General features: G+C 61.0%; 18 protein-coding genes. 5 read left to right on the top strand and 13 right to left on the bottom strand.

Annotated elements, in window-relative coordinates; genetic code table 11:
* The first annotated feature begins 206 nt into the window (after window positions 1-206).
* Window positions 207-1,532, top strand: coding sequence for a sigma-54 dependent transcriptional regulator (locus QRN70_RS01675; RefSeq protein WP_285415483.1), 1,326 nt, complete (start codon window positions 207-209; stop codon window positions 1,530-1,532).
* A gap of 90 nt (window positions 1,533-1,622) precedes the next feature.
* Here the strand turns inward: QRN70_RS01675 and fapF are convergent, their stop codons facing one another.
* The 9 genes from fapF to QRN70_RS01720 all read right to left on the bottom strand — a co-directional run bounded on the left by fapF (window position 1,623) and on the right by QRN70_RS01720 (window position 9,843).
* A complete protein-coding gene (fapF, locus tag QRN70_RS01680; protein WP_285415484.1) occupies window positions 1,623-2,930 on the bottom strand; it encodes a fibril amyloid transporter FapF in 1,308 nt (435 codons plus the stop codon).
* Window positions 2,931-2,975: 45 nt separating this feature from the next.
* Window positions 2,976-3,722, bottom strand: a complete 747-nt coding sequence (gene fapE, locus QRN70_RS01685; RefSeq protein ID WP_285415485.1) for a fibril amyloid subunit FapE — start codon at window positions 3,720-3,722, stop codon at window positions 2,976-2,978.
* Between the two features lie 44 nt (window positions 3,723-3,766).
* Window positions 3,767-4,447 carry a fibril amyloid maturation endopeptidase FapD gene (gene fapD / locus QRN70_RS01690; protein ID WP_285415486.1) on the bottom strand — a complete coding sequence of 227 codons (681 nt, stop codon included), beginning with the start codon at window positions 4,445-4,447 and terminating at the stop codon, window positions 3,767-3,769.
* 63 nt (window positions 4,448-4,510) lie between these two features.
* A complete protein-coding gene (fapC, locus tag QRN70_RS01695) occupies window positions 4,511-5,521 on the bottom strand; it encodes an amyloid-like fimbrin subunit FapC (RefSeq protein ID WP_285415487.1) in 1,011 nt (336 codons plus the stop codon).
* A 72-nt stretch (window positions 5,522-5,593) separates the two neighbouring features.
* Window positions 5,594-6,166 (bottom strand): fibril amyloid subunit FapB, encoded by a 573-nt coding sequence (fapB, locus tag QRN70_RS01700; RefSeq protein ID WP_285415488.1) that lies wholly within the window; start codon window positions 6,164-6,166, stop codon window positions 5,594-5,596.
* Window position 6,167: 1 nt separating this feature from the next.
* Window positions 6,168-6,617 (bottom strand): functional amyloid chaperone FapA, encoded by a 450-nt coding sequence (gene fapA, locus QRN70_RS01705; RefSeq protein ID WP_285415489.1) that lies wholly within the window; start codon window positions 6,615-6,617, stop codon window positions 6,168-6,170.
* Window positions 6,618-6,973: 356 nt separating this feature from the next.
* Window positions 6,974-7,498, bottom strand: a complete 525-nt coding sequence (locus QRN70_RS01710; RefSeq protein WP_285415490.1) for an AAA family ATPase — start codon at window positions 7,496-7,498, stop codon at window positions 6,974-6,976.
* On the bottom strand, window positions 7,495-8,058 hold the full coding sequence (pnuC, locus tag QRN70_RS01715; RefSeq protein WP_285415491.1) for a nicotinamide riboside transporter PnuC: 564 nt from the start codon (window positions 8,056-8,058) through the stop codon (window positions 7,495-7,497). Before pnuC ends, QRN70_RS01710 begins: the two co-directional genes overlap by 4 nt.
* A 150-nt stretch (window positions 8,059-8,208) precedes the next feature.
* Complete coding sequence (locus QRN70_RS01720; RefSeq protein ID WP_285415492.1) at window positions 8,209-9,843, bottom strand: methyl-accepting chemotaxis protein; 1,635 nt, start codon at window positions 9,841-9,843, stop codon at window positions 8,209-8,211.
* Window positions 9,844-10,135: 292 nt separating this feature from the next.
* On the opposite strand from QRN70_RS01720, the gene QRN70_RS01725 reads away from it, so the two are divergent.
* Window positions 10,136-10,966, top strand: coding sequence for an undecaprenyl-diphosphate phosphatase (locus QRN70_RS01725; RefSeq protein ID WP_285415493.1), 831 nt, complete (start codon window positions 10,136-10,138; stop codon window positions 10,964-10,966).
* Complete coding sequence (locus tag QRN70_RS01730) at window positions 10,963-11,391, top strand: DUF1294 domain-containing protein (RefSeq protein ID WP_285415494.1); 429 nt, start codon at window positions 10,963-10,965, stop codon at window positions 11,389-11,391. The genes QRN70_RS01725 and QRN70_RS01730 overlap by 4 nt, the downstream gene beginning before the upstream one ends.
* A 53-nt stretch (window positions 11,392-11,444) precedes the next feature.
* Here the strand turns inward: QRN70_RS01730 and QRN70_RS01735 are convergent, their stop codons facing one another.
* Window positions 11,445-11,804 carry an MmcQ/YjbR family DNA-binding protein gene (locus QRN70_RS01735; protein ID WP_285415495.1) on the bottom strand — a complete coding sequence of 120 codons (360 nt, stop codon included), beginning with the start codon at window positions 11,802-11,804 and terminating at the stop codon, window positions 11,445-11,447.
* Window positions 11,801-12,709 (bottom strand): LysR substrate-binding domain-containing protein, encoded by a 909-nt coding sequence (locus QRN70_RS01740; protein ID WP_285415496.1) that lies wholly within the window; start codon window positions 12,707-12,709, stop codon window positions 11,801-11,803. Before QRN70_RS01740 ends, QRN70_RS01735 begins: the two co-directional genes overlap by 4 nt.
* A 127-nt stretch (window positions 12,710-12,836) precedes the next feature.
* On the opposite strand from QRN70_RS01740, the gene QRN70_RS01745 reads away from it, so the two are divergent.
* Together QRN70_RS01745 and QRN70_RS01750 are read left to right on the top strand one after the other, a co-directional pair.
* A complete protein-coding gene (locus tag QRN70_RS01745) occupies window positions 12,837-13,448 on the top strand; it encodes an FMN-dependent NADH-azoreductase (protein WP_285415497.1) in 612 nt (203 codons plus the stop codon).
* A gap of 238 nt (window positions 13,449-13,686) precedes the next feature.
* Window positions 13,687-14,724 carry an alpha/beta hydrolase family protein gene (locus tag QRN70_RS01750; RefSeq protein WP_285415498.1) on the top strand — a complete coding sequence of 346 codons (1,038 nt, stop codon included), beginning with the start codon at window positions 13,687-13,689 and terminating at the stop codon, window positions 14,722-14,724.
* Window positions 14,725-14,773: 49 nt separating this feature from the next.
* Here the strand turns inward: QRN70_RS01750 and QRN70_RS01755 are convergent, their stop codons facing one another.
* Together QRN70_RS01755 and QRN70_RS01760 are read right to left on the bottom strand one after the other, a co-directional pair.
* Entirely contained in the window at window positions 14,774-15,961 is a 1,188-nt protein-coding gene (locus QRN70_RS01755; protein ID WP_285415499.1) for an MFS transporter, read from the bottom strand.
* Window positions 15,962-16,235: 274 nt separating this feature from the next.
* Complete coding sequence (locus QRN70_RS01760) at window positions 16,236-17,822, bottom strand: ABC-F family ATPase (protein WP_039768209.1); 1,587 nt, start codon at window positions 17,820-17,822, stop codon at window positions 16,236-16,238.
* Between the last annotated feature and the right edge of the window lie 18 nt (window positions 17,823-17,840).

Consider the following 17,840-nt stretch of genomic DNA (forward strand, 5'->3'; position numbering starts at 1 on the left):
AGGCAGTTTTCCGACAGCTTTTGAAAGCCTGCTGAAAGAATCAAGTCGATAGCTAACTAACCAAGCCAGTTCTTATAACTAGTTGTCCTGCATGCCTATAAGCAATCGATACAAGGCGCCGTCAAATTCTTGCTAACGTTACAGTCGGGTCTGCCAAATGACTGTTTTTAAAACCAATTCCTATAATTTGGCGCCAAGGAACAGTCATGATTGAAGCGCCTGCTCTAAGACGGCTACTGGTGGTTGATCCTTGTGATGACTGTCACCGATTATTGCCGGGTTTGCGCGCTGTAGGCTGGGATGTCGACAGCTGTACGCTGGAGCATGCCGGCGACCGCAGTTGTGATGTCGGGCTGCTGCGCTTGCAACCTTTTCACCTGGAACGGCCCGAAGCGGTAAAGGAGCTGATCAGCCGCAGCGGTACCGAATGGATCGCCGTGTTGAACCAGGAAGTCCTGCGTTTGCAGAACGTCGGCGATTTTGTCTGCGAATGGTTCTTCGATTTCCACACCTTGCCGTTCGACGTTTCGCGCGTGCAGGTGACCCTCGGCCGGGCATTCGGCATGGCACGCCTGCGCGGGCAGGGCACGATTCACGTGGATCAGCCGGAACACGAGTTGCTGGGCGACAGCAAGCCGATTCGCGAACTGCGCAAACTGTTGAGCAAACTGGCTCCCACCGAATCGCCGGTATTGATTCGCGGCGAAAGTGGCACCGGCAAAGAACTGGTCGCACGCACCTTGCACCGTCAGTCGCAGCGCCACGCCAAACCCTTCGTCGCGATCAATTGCGGGGCGATTCCCGAGCATCTGATCCAGTCCGAGCTGTTCGGCCATGAAAAGGGTGCATTCACCGGCGCCCACCAGCGCAAGGTCGGAAGAATCGAGGCGGCCAATGGCGGCACGCTGTTCCTCGACGAAATCGGCGATCTGCCGTTGGAATTGCAGGCCAATCTGCTGCGATTCCTCCAGGAAAAGCACATTGAGCGGGTCGGTGGCAGTCAGCCGATTCCGGTGGACGTGCGGGTACTGGCGGCGACCCACGTCGATCTGGAAGCGGCGATCGAGAAGAAGCGCTTTCGCGAGGACTTGTACTACCGGCTCAACGTCCTGCAAGTGGTCACCGCGCCGTTGCGTGAGCGTCACGGCGACCTCTCGATGCTGGCCAACCATTTTTCTCACTTCTACAGCCATGAAACCGGTCGCCGTCCACGCAGTTTCAGCGAGGATGCGCTGATTGCCATGGGCAAGCACGACTGGCCCGGCAATGTCCGGGAGCTGGCCAACCGCGTGCGGCGCGGCCTGGTACTGGCCGAAGGGCGGCAGATCGAGGCTCGCGACCTGGGGCTGATGAGTCAGCAGTCGATTGCCACGCCCATGGGCACCCTGGAAGACTATAAGACCCGCGCCGAACGCCAGGCGCTGTGCGACGTGTTGAACCGCCACAGTGACAACCTCAGCGTGGCGGCCAAGGTACTGGGAGTTTCACGGCCGACGTTCTACCGCCTGCTGCACAAACACCAGATTCGCTAGAAAAAATCGCCGTTGTCATAGGTGTCTGTCGACACGGCTGACAACGGCGATCCGGTGTAGGAAAGCCCCGCCGACGCGGGGCTTGTTGCATCAGAAGTAGTACGGGAATTTCAGGCTGAAGGAAAAGTCCGGGGCATCGTCGGTCATGCCGATGGACAGGTTAGGCACGATGGTCAGGTTGTCGGTGGCCGCAATGGTCATGCCGACGTTGAAGTAACCGGCGTTGGCGTCGCTGGACACCACCGATTCCCAGTCCCCGCCATCCTGTTTCAGCTTGCTCTTGCGTTGCACCAGGTCGGACACCGAGAACGACATACTCATCTTCTCGTTCAAGGCGAAGGCGATACCGGCGCCAATCTGGAAGCTGTCGCCAATGCGTACCTTGCCCGGGGTTTTCTGGTTGACCGTGGAACTGATGTCGTCGAAAGACTCCTCCAGGTTGTGGGTGTAGGACAGGCTGCCGAACAGCACCGCCGGGTCGTACGTCTTGACCAGCGAGATCCCCGGCGTGATCGACCAGACGCCGTTGCCGGTCGGCAGGGTGTCAGGCACGAACAGGTTCGAGTTGGCGTCGGTCTGGCGCAACTTGATGCCAAACGGGTCCTTGCCGGTTGGCGCCTTGACCCGCAGGGTCACCACCGCATCCGGTGTGTTCACCGATTCGTCGAGGAACTTGTAGGCGATGCCGAAGTTGACGTCGCCCAGGGTCGGATCGCGTGACACGTCCTGCTCGGTGGTGACGTTGGAGGCGCCACCGTTGCCGCCGCCGGACTGATACGTCGAATCGCGGTACACCACCGGGACGTTCACGTCGAACTGCCAGCGGTTGTCGAAGTTGTAGCGGCCAGTGAGGTCGAGCGTCCAGGTGTCGGCCTTGATCCGGTCAAGGTTGATGTTACCCAGAAAGATCGAGTCCAGTGCCAGGAAACCGTTGAGAATCAGTTGGCGGGTGTCGTAGCGCGAATAGGTCAAGCCGGTTTCAAGGCTGAACTTGCCGCCGCCAAAGAAGCCGCTGGCCTCGTCGTACAGGTTGGAAACGCTCTGCGCCGGTTGCGAATCGTCAGCCAGCGACTGCCCGTAGGAAGCGCCACTGCCCCCGGCGGCGCCCCCCGATGCTGCTGCGGCCCCGGTGCCGGTGGCCACTTTTGGATTGCCTTTCATGTCCGATGGCGACTTGGCCAGGCGCTTCGGTGGTGGGGCGGCGGGTTGATCCTCGACCTGGCGAACCCGTTGTTCGAGCACTGCCAGGGCTTTTTGTTGTACTTCGTATCGTTGCTTAAGCTCCAGAAGTTCCTGTTTCAGGGCTTCTACATCCGCGTCGGGTGCTGCTTGCAGCATCGCCGCGGGTAGAAGAGTACTCAAACAAACAGCGGCACGCAGTGAAACTGATCGATACATGAATAAGCCGTCCCTTTAAGCCCAATGATCGAGACTCAGCGTAGTTCAATATCCAATGCTGCGTAGTGCCCTGAGTTGAGTCAGATTGCAATCCAGTGCGCCGACGGTCTGGCCGTTATTATTCAGGACCACGTTGAGTTGGGTCAGGTTGTTGACCACGTTGGCATTGCCCAGCAGACGGGTGTTCTGCAGCAGCCCGCTCTGGGCGACCTGTTGCAGTGCCGTGCCTTGATTGCCGCTGGCCTGAATGGCCATTTGCACGCCGCCACCGGTGGCGGAAACGGCCACATTGCCGGCGGCGTTGCTACCGGTGATGGTCTGGCCTGCGACCAGCGCCTGCCCCTGGGCAGGCGCGAGCGCCGGCGCCTGGTTGGCTTCTTTGACGTTGATCGCCACGTTGTTGTAGGCGGTGTTGCCGTCGCCGGCCGCGCGCACGCTCTGCGTCACGCCTTGCGAAGTGTTCAGGCCTGCGCCACCGATGACATTGCCGGTACCCGCGTCGGGGGTACTGCCATTGCCGGTTTCCTTGATGGTCGAGACATAGAATTCAGGTTTGATCGTGGCGTGCTGCAGTTGCATCGAGGCCGATGCACCGATCAGATCGCCACTGGCGTTGCGCCAGGTGCTGCTCATGACAATGCCGAAGCTGATGATCCGCCCCGGCATGACGTAACGACCGCGAAGCTCGGCAAGCTCCTGATCCTGGATTTCGATGGGTTTGAATCCTGCATTGGCATAGCCTGACGCACTCGCCGCCAGGCAGGCGGCGGCCAGCCAGTATGAGGTTTTCATCTGCTGCTCCCGGGACATCCAGCCCCATTCTTTATAATCGGCGATTAAAAGAAGTCGCTCTGTATGAACCCGAAGTCCATCAATTCAGCATCTTTGACAGGGTTGAAGCCATCCAGCTTGTTCTTGGCGGTCAGCGGGGCCGGTGGACTGCGCAATGCATTGGTTTTGTCATAACCGGGGCCGACGATGGCGAAGACGATGCCGTTCCAACCTTTGACAAAGTCATCATGGGTGTAACGTTTGTGTCCCAGAACAGGGTCTCCGATGTAAACCCAGTCCTTGTCCGCACGCTGCAACACCACGAAATGCTTGTAGCCGCGAATTTCCATCAGTACCACCACCGGGATTGTCACTGCGTCGAGCTTCTCCGATGGAATCTTGTAGCCCCTGGCGCGCATGCCGATGCTTTCTATGTAGCGCTTCATGTCGAGCATGGAAAAACCCTGGGTACGCACCAGGTTCTGGTCAGCGTTGACCAGCATGCCTTTGATGATGTGCTCTTCATCGACGTCGAGCCAATAAGCCTGGCGCAGTACCGTGGCCAGTGCGGCAGCGCCGCAGCTGAAATCGGTTTTCTGTTCGACGATGTCGGAAAACTTGCGCTCACGGATGCTTTGCACGTTCTTGTAGACGAGTGTGCCGCCGGGAAGGGCAGCCACCGGCATCTGCGCGGCCTGGGTCAGGCCAGAGAAGCAAAGCAGAGCGATAAGGGCAGTCTTACGCATGATCGATACGCCTTTGCGGACTGAGGAAAAGCCCCGTTTCCGGGGCTTTCGTTTCGATCGCGATTACATGCAGGCTTTGCAACCTGCAGCGATGGACAGCGAGTTGCTTTGTTGGTTGCCAACGCCGGCTGCGTTGTTGTAACCCGCGTTGCCGGAGAAGTTGTTGCCTACGTTGGAGATGTTGGCGTTGTTGGTGACTGGGTTTTTCCAGCCGTCTGGAGTCATCACTTGTTGAGTGGTCACGCCAGCCAGACCGAAGACACCCACGGCAACGAAGTCAGATTTCTGATCTTTGCCGCCGCCATTGCCACCATGGCCTCTGTCGTTGTTGCCATAGCCGCCGTGACCATGATCGTCATCTTTGGTGGTCGCGGTACCGGCAGCCACGAATGCGCCGCCGGCGGTGACAGTGCCAGTAAGAGTATCTTTCTTGTAGGTTTGCGTGCCGTTGTTGGCGACAGTCAGACCGCTGGAGCTCTGGTTGGCAGCGGCAGCAGCCTGCGCTACACGACCACCGGACACAGCAATGGCCAGGTTGTTTTTCTGTTGGTTGAAGTTGCCGGCACTGTTGTTCACGCCGATGTTGCCCGAGCCGCCGTTGCCGACGTTGTTCAGGCTGGCGTTGGCAGTGCTGGAGTAGTTGGCAACGGTGTTGTTGCCGTTGACTTGAGTGGCGCTGGAAGCCGACACCGCGGAGCCGAAGATGAAGCTTTCGTCAGCCGTGGCCAGAGCAGCAGCGTTGTCTTGTTGGTTGCCGTCGCCAGCGGTGTTGTTCATGCCGACGTTGCCGTTGGTGCCGTTGGCCGAACTGCTGATGTTGGCATTGTTTTGAGTGCCCTGGTTGAGCACAGCATTGCCGCCGCTGCTTTGTACGTCGAGCACTGCGGCACCGGCACCTGCGCCGATTTGCAGCAGTTCTTCCAGGGTAGGGCCTTTTGGTTCATGGTTGCCATGACCGTTGCCGTGCCCGTTACCATGACCGTGATCGTCGTCACGGCCGCCTGCCTGTGCTGCGATTGCCATCACTGCTGCAAGTGCGAAAACCAGTGGTTTGAGAGCCATTGTAGGTTTCATGGTGTTTCTCCATCGTGCTTATTAGTTGGTTAAGTGTTGGTACTTTCTAATTGCACTGCTTTTTTGTTTGGGTCAGTCTGCGACCCGGATGCTCAGGGTGTTAGCCATACGGTTCCCCACCCCGGCACTCTGGTTCACCTGGATTACCCCGCGGCTGCCGGTGAAGGCCTGATCACTTGTCGTGACCTGGCGACTGCCGGGTGAGGTACCAGTTGCTCCTGAGCTCGGTAACAGCGCCACGTTCTGCTGAGCGAGGGCGCTGTCGTCAACGGACTGCGGGCCAGCACTGATGCTGATCCGGGTCACGTTGGCCATTTGATTGTTGGCCCCGGCCCCCTGGTTCACGCCCAGGACACCGTTGCCATTGCTGAAAGCGTTGCCGCCGATGGTGGCGCTGGCATTGGCCGAGCGGTCGGCCGGGGTATCGATTCGCTGGATCACGCTGGTGGTGGCGCTGGCCTCAGTGCCAATGGCGATCGACTTGGTATTGGTTTGTTGCATCTGGTCGCCGGCGGCCTGGTTGACGTTGAAGTTGCCTTTGTATTGCACGCCGGAGTTCTGAATGTTGGCGTTGTCCACGGCACTCGGATCGGCCATCACGCTGGTGCAGCCGAGGAGGGCGAGCAGGAACAGGGAACGATTCATGTCATTGGCCTCCAGCCATGCGGGTCAGCGGCGCCAGACCCGTGCTGAGAGAACGGTTGATGGTGTTGGAGATCGTGCCGCCACCGCCGCCGCCATGACCGGCGCTCATGCCGGGCAGGCCGTTGGGATTGGTCAGGACGTTCATGCCGGGCATGTTCGCGGTGGGCGTGACAATGTTGCCGCTGATGGAGGAACCACTGGCGACACTGGCAAACTCACCGTCATTGAGTTCGGTGCTGGTCATTGCCTGATCGATCCGTCCGGAAGGGTTGGCATTGACAGTCGTCGGGTAGGGGTCTTTGCCGCCACTGCGGCCAATCGGAATCGGCTGAACGTCCCGATTGAGTACGATCACGCCATTGCCTTCGGCCTGAACGTTGAAACTGAGGATGGTGCTGGCTGCTGATCCGATCAGCAGAAGGCAGGTCAAGCCTTTATTGATATTCCCCACGGCGGCAATTCCTTCTTCAGTGGGCTGGCCCTAGTCAGCGTTGTGAAGGAGAGAGCGAAAGCTGTGCCGCTTTTCAAATACCTAGGAATTTCAAGGAGTTAGTCTTGAGGTATGCAGCGCTGATACAGAATCTGTTTCAACGCTGAAACAGACCTTGTCCGGTGCAGCGAGGCAAACCCGGCGCACAGCTCTGGAACAAGGGTTTGCGCGCAGGTGTTTCATTGGCTTAACAACGCCTGTGACAAAGTGGTTAAGCACGTTCAAACGGGCACTTTGCAGGCAGGCGAGTGTTTCAGAAGTGGACACTCAACCCCCAAAACAGGGGAAAAGGCGCGGGTTGCGGGCGCGCTGGCGACTCAGGTCTGCAGCAACGCGGCGACCGCCTGAAACGCCTGCAGACGCCGCTGCGCCCAGTCACCCTGAATGATCTGCAGCGGTTGCCGATGTCGCTCCAGCCAGTCGCGGGTGGCGTTGAAGAAACTCAGGCGCTCACTCAGGTCCGGCTGACAGCGCTGGCCGTCGTCCGTCCAGTCGACGTGCTCCGGCGAGAGCAGCAGGTGCAGGTCGTAGTGCCGCGCCAGCAGTTCATCCTCCAGCCATGCCGGGCAGGCGCCGAACAGGGTCTGGCTCCAGAGCATGTTGCTCAGCAGGTGGGTGTCGAGAATCAACAAGGCTGGCCGCTGCGCGCGTGCGCGGTCTTCCCATTGCAACTGGCCGCGGGCGATCTCGGGAATGTCCGCCAGGCAGGTGTCGCGCGGGTTCTGCTCGATGAACCAGCGCACATACTCGTCCACGCACAGGCCGCCGAACTGTTGTTGCAGGCCGGCCGCCAGCCAGCTCTTGCCCGTGGACTCCGGGCCGGTGAGGACAACGACCTTCACGGCTGCAACGCCGGGTCGGCGCGCCATTCGCGCCAGCCTTGCAGCGCGATCAGGGTGAACAGCGCGTACAGCGCAGCGGTGAGGTACAGGCCCTTATAAAGGAACAAGCCGACGAAGATGACATCCAGCACGAACCACAGCGCCCAGCATTGCAGACGCTTTTGCGCCATCCACAGTTGCGCGACCAGGCTGAAACCGGTCAGTGCGGCGTCGAGCCAGGGTTGCGCGGCGTCCGTCCAGTGCGCCATGGCGGCGCCGAGCAGCAGGCTGCCGATAGCGCCAACGCCCAAACCGAGCACAACCGACCGGGCATCGAGCCGGCTGACCTGGCGGCCATCCTGCAGCGCGCCGTGCCGTGTCCATTGCCACCAGCCATAGACCTGCAGCGCGGCATAGATCACTTGCAGCAACATGTCCGAATACAGCTTCACTTCGAAAAAGATCCAGCTGTACAGCAGCACCATGACCAGCCCGATCGGCCAGCACCAGGGATTCTGTTTGACCGTCAGCCACACGGCGATCACACCGAGAGCGGCGGCAAACAGTTCGAGCCCGGACATGGAGGTTCCTATGGGAGTGGGAGAAGGGGGCGGATTGTACCGAGAAAACCTGCAGGCGGGAGCCTGCTCGCGACAGCGTTTTGTCAGCCCATTCAATATCGACTGACAGGACGCCTTCGCGAGCAGGCTCGCTCCCACAGGGGGATGTCGCTACACGCGGAACTGGCGCAGCAGGCCGTTGAGTTGTTCGCTCAATTGACCGAGTCGCACACTGGCTGCGCTCGATTGCTCGGCCGCCAGCGCGGTGCTGTGCGACAACCCCGCCGCCTGGGTGACGTTCTGGTTGATGTCCTCGACCACATGCGCCTGTTGCAGGGTGGCGCTGGCAATCGAGGCGTTGAGGCCGTTGAGGTTGCGCAGGGCCTGGCCGATGGCATTCAGACTGGCCCCGGCGAGCCCGGCCTGTTCGATGGTCAGTTGCGAAGCCTTGCTGCTGTCGCCGATCACTTTCACCGCGGCTTCCGAATGATTCTGCAGGCGCTCGATCATCGACTGGATTTCTGCCGTGGACTTCTGCGTGCGCTGGGCCAACAGGCGAACTTCGTCGGCCACCACGGCAAAACCGCGACCCTGCTCGCCGGCCCGTGCCGCTTCAATCGCGGCGTTGAGGGCGAGCAGGTTGGTCTGTTCGGCGATCGAACGGATCACCTCCAGCACGCTGCCGATCTGGGTGCTTTCCGCGGCCAGGGTGCGTATGACCTCGACCGCCTGATCGATGGTGCCGGACAGCTTGTCGATCTGTTGCAGGCTGCCATCGATGTTGACCTGGCCCTGCTGCGCCTGCGCCTCGGCATCACGCATTTCGTTGGCCGCGTGCTCGGCATTCTTCGCCACATCCTGCACGCCGTAAGTGACTTCGTTGATGGCCGTGGCCACCAGCTCCATCTGCTGCGATTGCTGCTGGCTGCGCTGCTGGGCCTGGGTGGCATCGTTGCCCAGCTCGCTGGATGACTGACCCAGGGCACTGGCGGACACCTGCAGCTCACCGATGACGCGGCGCAGCTTGGCGGTGAAGGCATTGAAGTGGTGGGCCAGCTCGGTGACTTCGTCCTGGCCGTGGGTATCGAGGCTGCGCGTCAGGTCGCTTTCGCCGCTGGCGATATTGGCCATGGCGTTCACGGTTTCCTGCAACGGGCGGACGATACTGCGGGCAATCAGAATCACCAGCAGGGCCATGATCAGCGCAATCGCCAGGCCGACGACCGACGCCTTGAGCACCTGACCCTGGAATTCAGCCTGGACGTCATCGACATACACGCCGGAACCGATGACCCAGCCCCACGGCTCGAACAGTTTCACGTAGGAGGTCTTGGCCACGGGCTCGCTGGCGCCGGGCTTCGGCCAACGGTAATCGACCATGCCTGCGCCCTTGGACCTGGCAATGGCGACCATCTCATTGAACACGGCAAAGCCGTCGGGATCGCGGATCGCCGCCAGGTTCTGGCCTTCGAGCTTGGGATTGGCCGGGTGCATGACCATCACCGGGGTGAGGTCGTTGATCCAGAAGTAATCGTTCTGGTCGTAGCGCAGGCCGCGAATAGCGGTCAGGGCCTGTTTCTGCGCGGCGTCGCGGCTCAGGGTGCCAGCGGCTTCCAGGCCCTGGTAATAGCTGAGCACGCCGCTGGCGGTCTGCACCACGTGCTGGGTTTTCTGGGCCTTGGCGTGATAGAGGTCATCGTGGATCTGCTTGAGCATCAACACGCCGAGGGTCAGCAACATGACCACCGCCACAATCAAGATGAGCCACAAGCGTCGGCTGATCGACACACTGCGCAAGCTGTTCATAACGCGGTCACTCCGGATTCTTTTTCTTGTAATAAAACGACGCCAGCATCCAACCACGTTTTGCGTGTCGGGCCTACGCGACCCAAGTCGTATAACGCGGCAGCGCTATTACGGCTCGTCTGATAAGATTTCGGCCCCGCGCGTGAAAACCTGAGTCCAAGTTGTTTTTTCACGGAATTTTGACTGTTTCGTGTGGATCCTGTGCGCGCGAGGACAGCTACGCTGATCGCAGTGAACGCTTTAGATAAATACTATCGGGGCATGCCATGTGGCATCGCTTCTTGGGGGATTGATGGATCTTTGGACTGCCTTTCAGGCACTGATTCTTGGCGTTGTAGAAGGGCTGACGGAGTTTTTGCCCATATCCAGTACCGGACACCAGATCATCGTTGCGGACTTGCTCGACTTCGGTGGCGAGCGGGCCATGGCGTTCAACATCATTATTCAGCTTGGCGCCATCCTCGCGGTGGTCTGGGAGTTTCGCCGCAAGATTCTTGATGTGGTCGTGGGTCTGCCGACGCAGCCCAGCGCCCGACGCTTTACCGTCAATCTGTTGATCGCTTTCCTGCCTGCCGTCGTGCTGGGCGTGATCTTTGCCGATCTGATTCACCAATACCTGTTCAACCCGATCACCGTTGCCACGGCACTGGTGGTGGGCGGCTTCATCATGTTGTGGGCCGAGCGCCGGCAACACGCCGTGCACGCCGAAACCGTGGATGAGATCACCTGGAAAGACGCACTGAAAGTCGGTTTCGCCCAATGCCTGGCGATGATCCCCGGCACCTCGCGCTCTGGCTCGACCATCATCGGCGGCCTGCTGTTCGGCCTGTCGCGCAAGACCGCCACGGAGTTCTCGTTCTTCCTGGCCATGCCAACCATGGTCGGTGCAGCGGTGTATTCGGGCTACAAGTACCGGCACATGTTCGTCCCGGCGGATTTCCCGGTGTTCGCCATCGGCTTCGTCACGGCGTTCATCTTTGCCATGATCGCCGTGCGCGGCCTGCTCAAGTTCATCGCCAGCCATAGCTACGCGGCGTTCGCCTGGTACCGGATCGTCTTCGGTCTGGTGATTCTGGCGACCTGGCAGTTCGGTTGGGTGGACTGGGCGGCCGCCAAGCCATGAGTGATTCCCGTGCCCGTCGTCCCGAAGGTCGTCCATCGGGCGGCAATGTGCAGAATCTGAAAGTCAAACTGCTGGTGTTGGCCATCGTCTGTGCGTTGCCGCTGTCCGGCTCGCTGGCGATGTGGCTGCACGGCATCTCGCTGATACCGCTGGCGGCTTACGGCATCGTCAGCGTGCTGGCGTTCTTTCTGTACTGGAGCGACAAGCGCAAGGCCCGCAGCGACAGCTGGCGGACACCGGAGAACATCCTTCACGCGGTGGAGCTGGCCGGCGGCTGGCCGGGTGCGCTGATCGCCCAGCAGGTGTTCCGGCACAAGACACGCAAGGTGTCGTTCCAGATTCTGTTCTGGATGATCGTCGTGCTGCACCAGGTGTTCTGGATCGATCAGTTGTTCCTCGGCTCGAACCTGCTGGCCCTGTTCTAGACGCCGCCATCCACCCCCGCCGGCGCCGCTTCGGCAGCGCCGGCGGGAGGGCGCTAGAGCAGCAGACCGACCTGGGTTTTCTTCGGCAACCTGCTTACCACCAACTGATGCGAGCGCTGCAGCAGCCCTTGCAGTTCCTCCGCGCCTAACGGGTAGGGCGGGTGCATGATGATCCACTGCGCACGCGCCAGGTAAGGTGCCGGATGAATGCCCGGGCGGTCGCAATGGCCGAGAAACAGATCCTTGTCGACCTTGAACGCCAGCGAGTCACCGCGCAGGCCCTGCAAGGCGAACATCTTGTTGCCGGCAATCGAAAACACCCGCACGCCGCCCCACTTGTAGTCTTCCCGGGCACCGGGCAGGGCCAGGCAGAACGCCGCGACATCCGCCTCGCTCATCTTCGTTGATTTCATAACAACCGCTCCCCACAGGCATTGAACGATTCGACCAGATGATCGATCCAGGCGCGCACCGCCGGCATTACCCCGCGCCGGTGCGGATAAACCGCTTGCAGCCAGCCACCGGGCAGCGACCATTGCGGCAGCAATTGCACCAGGGCGCCACTGCGCAGTTCGGCTTCGCAATACATCATCGGCAACAGGGTGAAACCCTGGCCAGCCAGCACGCAGGTCTTGCGCACCACGAAATCGTCGATGCCCAGGCGGGCTTCCAGCGCCAAGTCGCAGCTTTTGCCGTGCTGGTCGAGCAAACGCACGTGCACCAAGCGGTCGGCCTCCAGCGCGCCCAACACCGGCAGGTTCTTCAGGTCCTGAGGGGTTTCGATGGATTTGCCTTCGACAAAGCCCGGGCTCGCCACCACGACCATCTGCGCCTGACGCAAGCGGCGCGTGACCAGCAGCGGATCCTCGTCACCCAACTCCCGCACGCGCAGAGCCACGTCGAACCCTTCGGCAACCAGGTCCACCCGGCGATTGAGCAGTACCACTTCCAGTTGCACCTGCGGGAATTTGCCGAGGAATTCGCTGATGACCCACGGCAGCATCTCCCGGGCCAGACCCGTTGGGCACGACACCCGCAAACGGCCACGCGGTTCGCTGGACATACTGGCCACCGCTTCGTCGGCCATTTCCGCTTCCAGCAACATCGCCTGGCAGTGGCGCAGGTAGCGCTCGCCGACCGCGGTGAGGTTCAGCTGCCGCGTGGTGCGTTGCAGCAAACGCGCGCCGAGGCGTTCTTCCAGCTCAGCGATGCGCCGTGACAGGCGTGACTTGGGAATGCCGAGCAAACGGCCAGCAGCGGCGAAGCCACCGGCCTCGACCACCTTGGCGAAATAGTAGAGATCGTTGAGGTCTTGCATAGGGGAATCCAGCTGTTCTATCAGTGGGACGAACTATCGCATTGTCGGCGTCTAATCAGCTATTGGTTTCGTCGGTAGGATTGTCTCCATTCCGTCGCCACCGGCGATTCCTTCCAGGAGATTCCACATGAAACTGCTGCACATCGATTCGAGCATTCTGGGCGACAACTCCGCTTCCCGTCAGTTGAGCAGTCAGGTCGTCAAAGCCTGGCAGGCGGCCGAGCCGAGCGCCGTGGTGACCTACCGTGACCTGGCGGCCGATGCCATCAGCCACTTCTCCTCGACCACCCTGGTCGCTGCGGGTACCACCGCTGAACTGCGCGACGCCGCGCAACAGCACGAAGCCGAACTGAGCGCCAGCACCCTGGCCGAATTCATCGCGGCCGACGCCGTGGTGATCGCAGCGCCCATGTACAACTTCACCGTGCCAACCCAGCTCAAGGCCTGGATCGACCGCGTTGCCGTGGCCGGCCAGACGTTCCGCTACACCGAGGCCGGCCCTGAAGGCCTGTGCGGTGGCAAGAAAGTGGTGATCGTGTCGACCTCCGGCGGCATTCATGCCGGCCAGGCCAGCGGCATCGCCCACGAAGAATATCTGAAGCTGGTACTGGGCTTCCTCGGCATCACCGACATCGAAGTGGTGCGCGCCGAAGGTCTGGCCTACGGCGAAGAAGTGCGCAACAACGCCATGAGCGCTGCGCAGGCACGCATCAGCGAGCAGCTGTTCGCCGCGGCGTAAGGCTTGTGTAAAAGATCAGCCGCGGTTCAGGCAATCGGCAAAAAACTCTGTATTCTGGTTCTGCAAGGGCCAGGTACGGAGTTTTTTGTTTCTGACTGTTACATAATCTGGCCCGGGTTATGCAGTCTTGCGATCAACGTCTGAGTGCAGCGCCACGCCGGATGAGCGGATCCCCGGGATATCGGGCGGCGCCACACGAAGGATCTTTGGATTGAGTAACAACAGGGTGGGGCAGCCCATGATGCGTCTTTGTGCAACGTTACTGATTTGCCTGCTCGGCAGCCTGAATTCAGTGCACGCGGCCCCCGGCTTGCACCCGCGCTGGAGCGTCGGTTATCACGAAATGACGTTCCTCGATCCGCTCGACCTGCAACCGATGCGCGCGATTGCCTTCTATCCTTCCAGCGACCGCGAACATGTCAGCCTGCTCGAGGGCTATTCGGTCGAAGCCGGTGCCGACGCCAAAGTCGCCATCGGCCGGTTTCCGATGCTGATGCTGTCCCACGGCAATACCGGCACGCCGCTGGCGCTGCATGACCTGGCCACGTCGCTGGCACGCAAGGGATTTGTCGTGGTGGCGGTAATCCATCCCGGCGACAACTCCAAGGATCACAGTCGCCTCGGCACCCTGAGTAACCTGTACGGACGGCCGATCCAGATTTCCGAAGCCATTACCGCCACCCTTGGCGATCGCATGCTGGCGCCGTTCGTGAACGCCGATCAGGTCGGGGTGATCGGCTATTCGGCCGGTGGCGAAACCGCGTTGATTCTCTCCGGCGCGCAGCCGGATCTGGATCGCCTGCGCCGATACTGCCAGGAGCGCCCGGACGACCGCGACGCCTGCAACACTCAGGGCGAGTTGATCGTCGACCGCGATGACCTGCAGCCGGTGGCTGACCCGCGGGTGCACGCCTTGCTGCTGATGGCGCCGCTGAGCCTCAAGTTCGGTCGCCATACCCTGGCGGACGTGCATGTGCCGGTGCTGCTGTACAGCGGCGATGGCGACAAACTGGTGGCCTTCGACAAGAACGCCGCCGCCCTGGCGCGCAAGCTGCCGACCGCACCGGACTTCAAGTTGCTGGCGGGGGCAGGGCACTTCGTATTCATGGCGCCGTGCAATGAAGAGCAGATCCGTGCCATGCCGGCGCTGTGCACAGACGCTGACGGCGTGGATCGCGAAGACATCCACCGCAACCTGATCTCCGAGGCCGGGCGCTTCTTCTCCCATGCGCTGGGCAAGCCCGATCGGGCCGGGATGCAGACGGCGGATCAATAGGCCTGCGACGTTGCGACTTCTGCAGCGTCCAGGTCAGCGCAAGGCGTTTTCAGCCCAGGGCCCGACGCTTGAGCAGCAAGGTCAGGCCTAACCCGCTCACCGACAGCAGCGCTGCGCAGAAGAAAATCCACGAGTAGCCGAGATTCAACGCCACCGCGCCCATCAGCGGCCCGGCAATCGCCAGCGCCAGATCGAAGAACACCGCGTAGGCGCTCAACCCGGCGCCACGGCTGGAGTTCGGCACCTGTTTGATCGCCTCCACACCCAGCGCCGGGTACACCAATGACAAGCCGAAACCGGCCAGCCCCGCGCCGATCAACGCATAACCGGTCGACGGCGCCAGCCACAACAGCACCAGGCCGACGGTTTCGATGCTCATGCAGGCAATGGCCGAGGTGAAGCCGCCGAAACGGCCGATGGCCGAGATGAACAGCAGTCGCGACAGAATGAAGCACACGCCGAAGACCGTCAGGCAATACGCGGCGCCGGTCCAGCCGCGATTGAGGTAATACAGGGTAATGAAGGTGGTCAGGGTGCCGTAGCCGATCGAGGCCAGGCTCAGGCTTGCACCAAAGGGCGCGATCCGGCCGAACACCGCCCAGAACGGCAGGCGTTCACCGCGCACCACGGGCACCGAGGGTTTGTTGCGGATCAGCAGCAGTGCCCCGGCAGCGAGCAGCGACAGAGCGATGCCGAGGCTCTCGAAGCCATAGTCGGCGACCATCACCACCCCCAGCGGCGCGCCAATGGCGATGGCGCCGTAGGAAGCAATGCCATTCCAGGAAATCGAGCGCGCAGTATGCTCGGCGCCGACCTGGCCCATGCACCAACTGATGGTGCCGACGCCGATCAGGCCTTGGGCGATGCCCAGCAGCAGACGCCCGCCGATGAGAATCATCAGGCTGAGCAGCGGCCAGCCTTGCAACAGTGTCGACAGCAGCGTCAGCAGGCCGCTCAAGACGATCCCCGCCAAGCCGTAGACAATCGCCCGTTTGGTGCCGATGTTGTCCGACATGCGCCCGGCCATCGGGCGGCTGAGCAGGGTGGCCAGGTATTGCGAGCCGATCACCAGCCCGGCGATCACCGCGCTGAAGCCCAGTTGCTCGTGGACATAACCGGGCAACACGGCGATCGGCAGGCCGATGCAGAGGAAGGCAATAAAGGTATAGAAAACGATGGAGACGATCTGCAGGGTGATCGCCATGGAGCTTGGCGGTGGCAGTTGCTGCGCAGACATGGGAACTCGTTCGCGGGCGGCGGTGGGAGAGTCCGCATCATGGCTTCTGTCCGCGATAAAAGAAAGCAGGCTAACTATCGTTTCCACGCACCCACGGGATCGTTCCCACGCTCTGCGTGGGAGTGCAGCCCGGGACGCTGCGCTTCCCTTCCAGAGCTGGAACGCGGAGCGTCCCTTGAGGCATTCCCACGCAAAGCGTGGGAACGATCAGCACGATCAGCAAAAAAAAGCCCTGTCACAAGGACAGGGCTTTCTGTTTACCGCTCGATTCGACTTAGAACACTACGCCTTGGCTGCGCAGGTAGTCATCGTAGGTGCCGCTGAAGTCGGTCACGCCATTCGGGCTCAGCTCGATGATGCGCGTGGCCAGGGACGATACGAATTCCCGGTCATGGCTGACGAAGATCAACGTGCCCGGGTAGTTTTCCAGTGCCAGGTTAAGCGCCTCGATCGATTCCATGTCCAGGTGGTTGGTCGGTTCGTCCATCACCAGAACGTTCGGTTTTTGCAGGATCAGCTTGCCGAACAGCATGCGACCCTGCTCACCACCGGAGATCACCTTCACCGACTTAAGGATCTCGTCGTTGGAGAACAGCATCCGCCCCAGCGTGCCACGAATCACTTGCTCGCCCTGAGTCCACTGACCCATCCAGTCGAACAGGCTGACATCGTCCTCGAAGTCATGCGCGTGGTCCTGGGCGTAGTAGCCCAGCTCGGCGCTTTCGGTCCATTTCACCGAACCGGCGTCCGGCGTCAGCTCGCCCATCAGCGTGCGCAGCAGGGTGGTCTTGCCGATACCGTTCGGGCCGATGATCGCCACGCGCTCGCCGGCTTCGACGGTGAAGCTGAAGTTCTTGAACAGCGTCTTGCCGTCGAAGCCCTTGGACATCTGCTCGATGGTCACGGCCTGGCGGTGCAGCTTTTTCGTCTGCTCGAAACGGATGAACGGGCTGACGCGGCTCGATGGCTTGACCTCGGCCAGCTGGATCTTGTCGATCTGCTTGGCACGGGAAGTGGCCTGCTTGGCTTTCGAGGCGTTGGCGGAGAAGCGGCTGACGAACGTTTGCAGTTCGGCAATCTGCGCTTTCTTCTTGGCGTTGTCCGACAGCAGTTGCTCGCGGGACTGGGTCGCCGCGGTCATGTACTCGTCATAGTTGCCCGGGAACAGGCGCAGCTCGCCGTAGTCCAGGTCGGCCATGTGGGTGCAGACGCTGTTGAGGAAGTGCCGGTCGTGGGAAATGATGATCATGGTGCTGTTACGCGCCGTGAGAATCGTTTCCAGCCAGCGGATGGTGTTGATGTCCAGGTGGTTGGTCGGTTCGTCGAGCAGCAGCACTTCCGGATCGGAGAACAGTGCCTGCGCCAGCAGTACCCGCAGTTTCCAGCCTGGCGCCACTTCGGTCATCGGGCCGAAATGCTGTTCCAGTGGAATGCCCAGGCCCAGCAGCAGCTCGCCGGCACGGGATTCGGCGGTGTAGCCGTCCATTTCGGCGAACTCGGTTTCCAGTTCGGCCACGGCCATGCCGTCTTCTTCGCTCATTTCCGGCAGCGAGTAGATGCGATCGCGTTCGGCCTTGACCTTCCACAGCTCTTCGTGACCCATGATCACGGTGTCGATCACGGTGAATTCTTCATAGGCGAACTGATCCTGGCGCAGCTTACCCAGACGCACGTTCGGCTCGAGCATCACCTGGCCGCCGGACGGCTCGAGATCGCCGCCGAGGATTTTCATGAAGGTCGACTTGCCGCAACCGTTGGCGCCGATCAGGCCGTAACGGTTGCCACCGTTGAATTTGACCGAAACGTTTTCGAACAGCGGCTTGGCGCCGAACTGCATCGTGATGTTAGCTGTGGAGATCAATTGCTTTACCTATCAATG

The organism is Pseudomonas sp. efr-133-TYG-5 (assembly GCF_030209175.1).
In the GTDB taxonomy this organism is placed as follows: domain Bacteria; phylum Pseudomonadota; class Gammaproteobacteria; order Pseudomonadales; family Pseudomonadaceae; genus Aquipseudomonas.

Excerpts from the sequence above, each read along its gene's own strand:
- QRN70_RS01740 (WP_285415496.1), bottom strand. The coding sequence starts at position 12,709 with ATGCAAGACCTCAACGATCTCTACTATTTCGCCAAGGTGGTCGAGGCC.
- fapC (WP_285415487.1), bottom strand. The coding sequence starts at position 5,521 with ATGAAACCTACAATGGCTCTCAAACCACTGGTTTTCGCACTTGCAGCA.
- pnuC (WP_285415491.1), bottom strand. The coding sequence starts at position 8,058 with ATGTCCGGGCTCGAACTGTTTGCCGCCGCTCTCGGTGTGATCGCCGTG.
- fapB (WP_285415488.1), bottom strand. The coding sequence starts at position 6,166 with ATGAATCGTTCCCTGTTCCTGCTCGCCCTCCTCGGCTGCACCAGCGTG.
- QRN70_RS01735 (WP_285415495.1), bottom strand. The coding sequence starts at position 11,804 with ATGAAATCAACGAAGATGAGCGAGGCGGATGTCGCGGCGTTCTGCCTG.
- QRN70_RS01720 (WP_285415492.1), bottom strand. The coding sequence starts at position 9,843 with ATGAACAGCTTGCGCAGTGTGTCGATCAGCCGACGCTTGTGGCTCATC.
- QRN70_RS01755 (WP_285415499.1), bottom strand. The coding sequence starts at position 15,961 with ATGTCTGCGCAGCAACTGCCACCGCCAAGCTCCATGGCGATCACCCTG.
- QRN70_RS01750 (WP_285415498.1), top strand. The coding sequence starts at position 13,687 with ATGATGCGTCTTTGTGCAACGTTACTGATTTGCCTGCTCGGCAGCCTG.
- QRN70_RS01725 (WP_285415493.1), top strand. The coding sequence starts at position 10,136 with ATGGATCTTTGGACTGCCTTTCAGGCACTGATTCTTGGCGTTGTAGAA.
- QRN70_RS01675 (WP_285415483.1), top strand. The coding sequence starts at position 207 with ATGATTGAAGCGCCTGCTCTAAGACGGCTACTGGTGGTTGATCCTTGT.
- QRN70_RS01730 (WP_285415494.1), top strand. The coding sequence starts at position 10,963 with ATGAGTGATTCCCGTGCCCGTCGTCCCGAAGGTCGTCCATCGGGCGGC.
- fapF (WP_285415484.1), bottom strand. The coding sequence starts at position 2,930 with ATGTATCGATCAGTTTCACTGCGTGCCGCTGTTTGTTTGAGTACTCTT.
- QRN70_RS01745 (WP_285415497.1), top strand. The coding sequence starts at position 12,837 with ATGAAACTGCTGCACATCGATTCGAGCATTCTGGGCGACAACTCCGCT.
- fapD (WP_285415486.1), bottom strand. The coding sequence starts at position 4,447 with ATGCGTAAGACTGCCCTTATCGCTCTGCTTTGCTTCTCTGGCCTGACC.
- fapE (WP_285415485.1), bottom strand. The coding sequence starts at position 3,722 with ATGAAAACCTCATACTGGCTGGCCGCCGCCTGCCTGGCGGCGAGTGCG.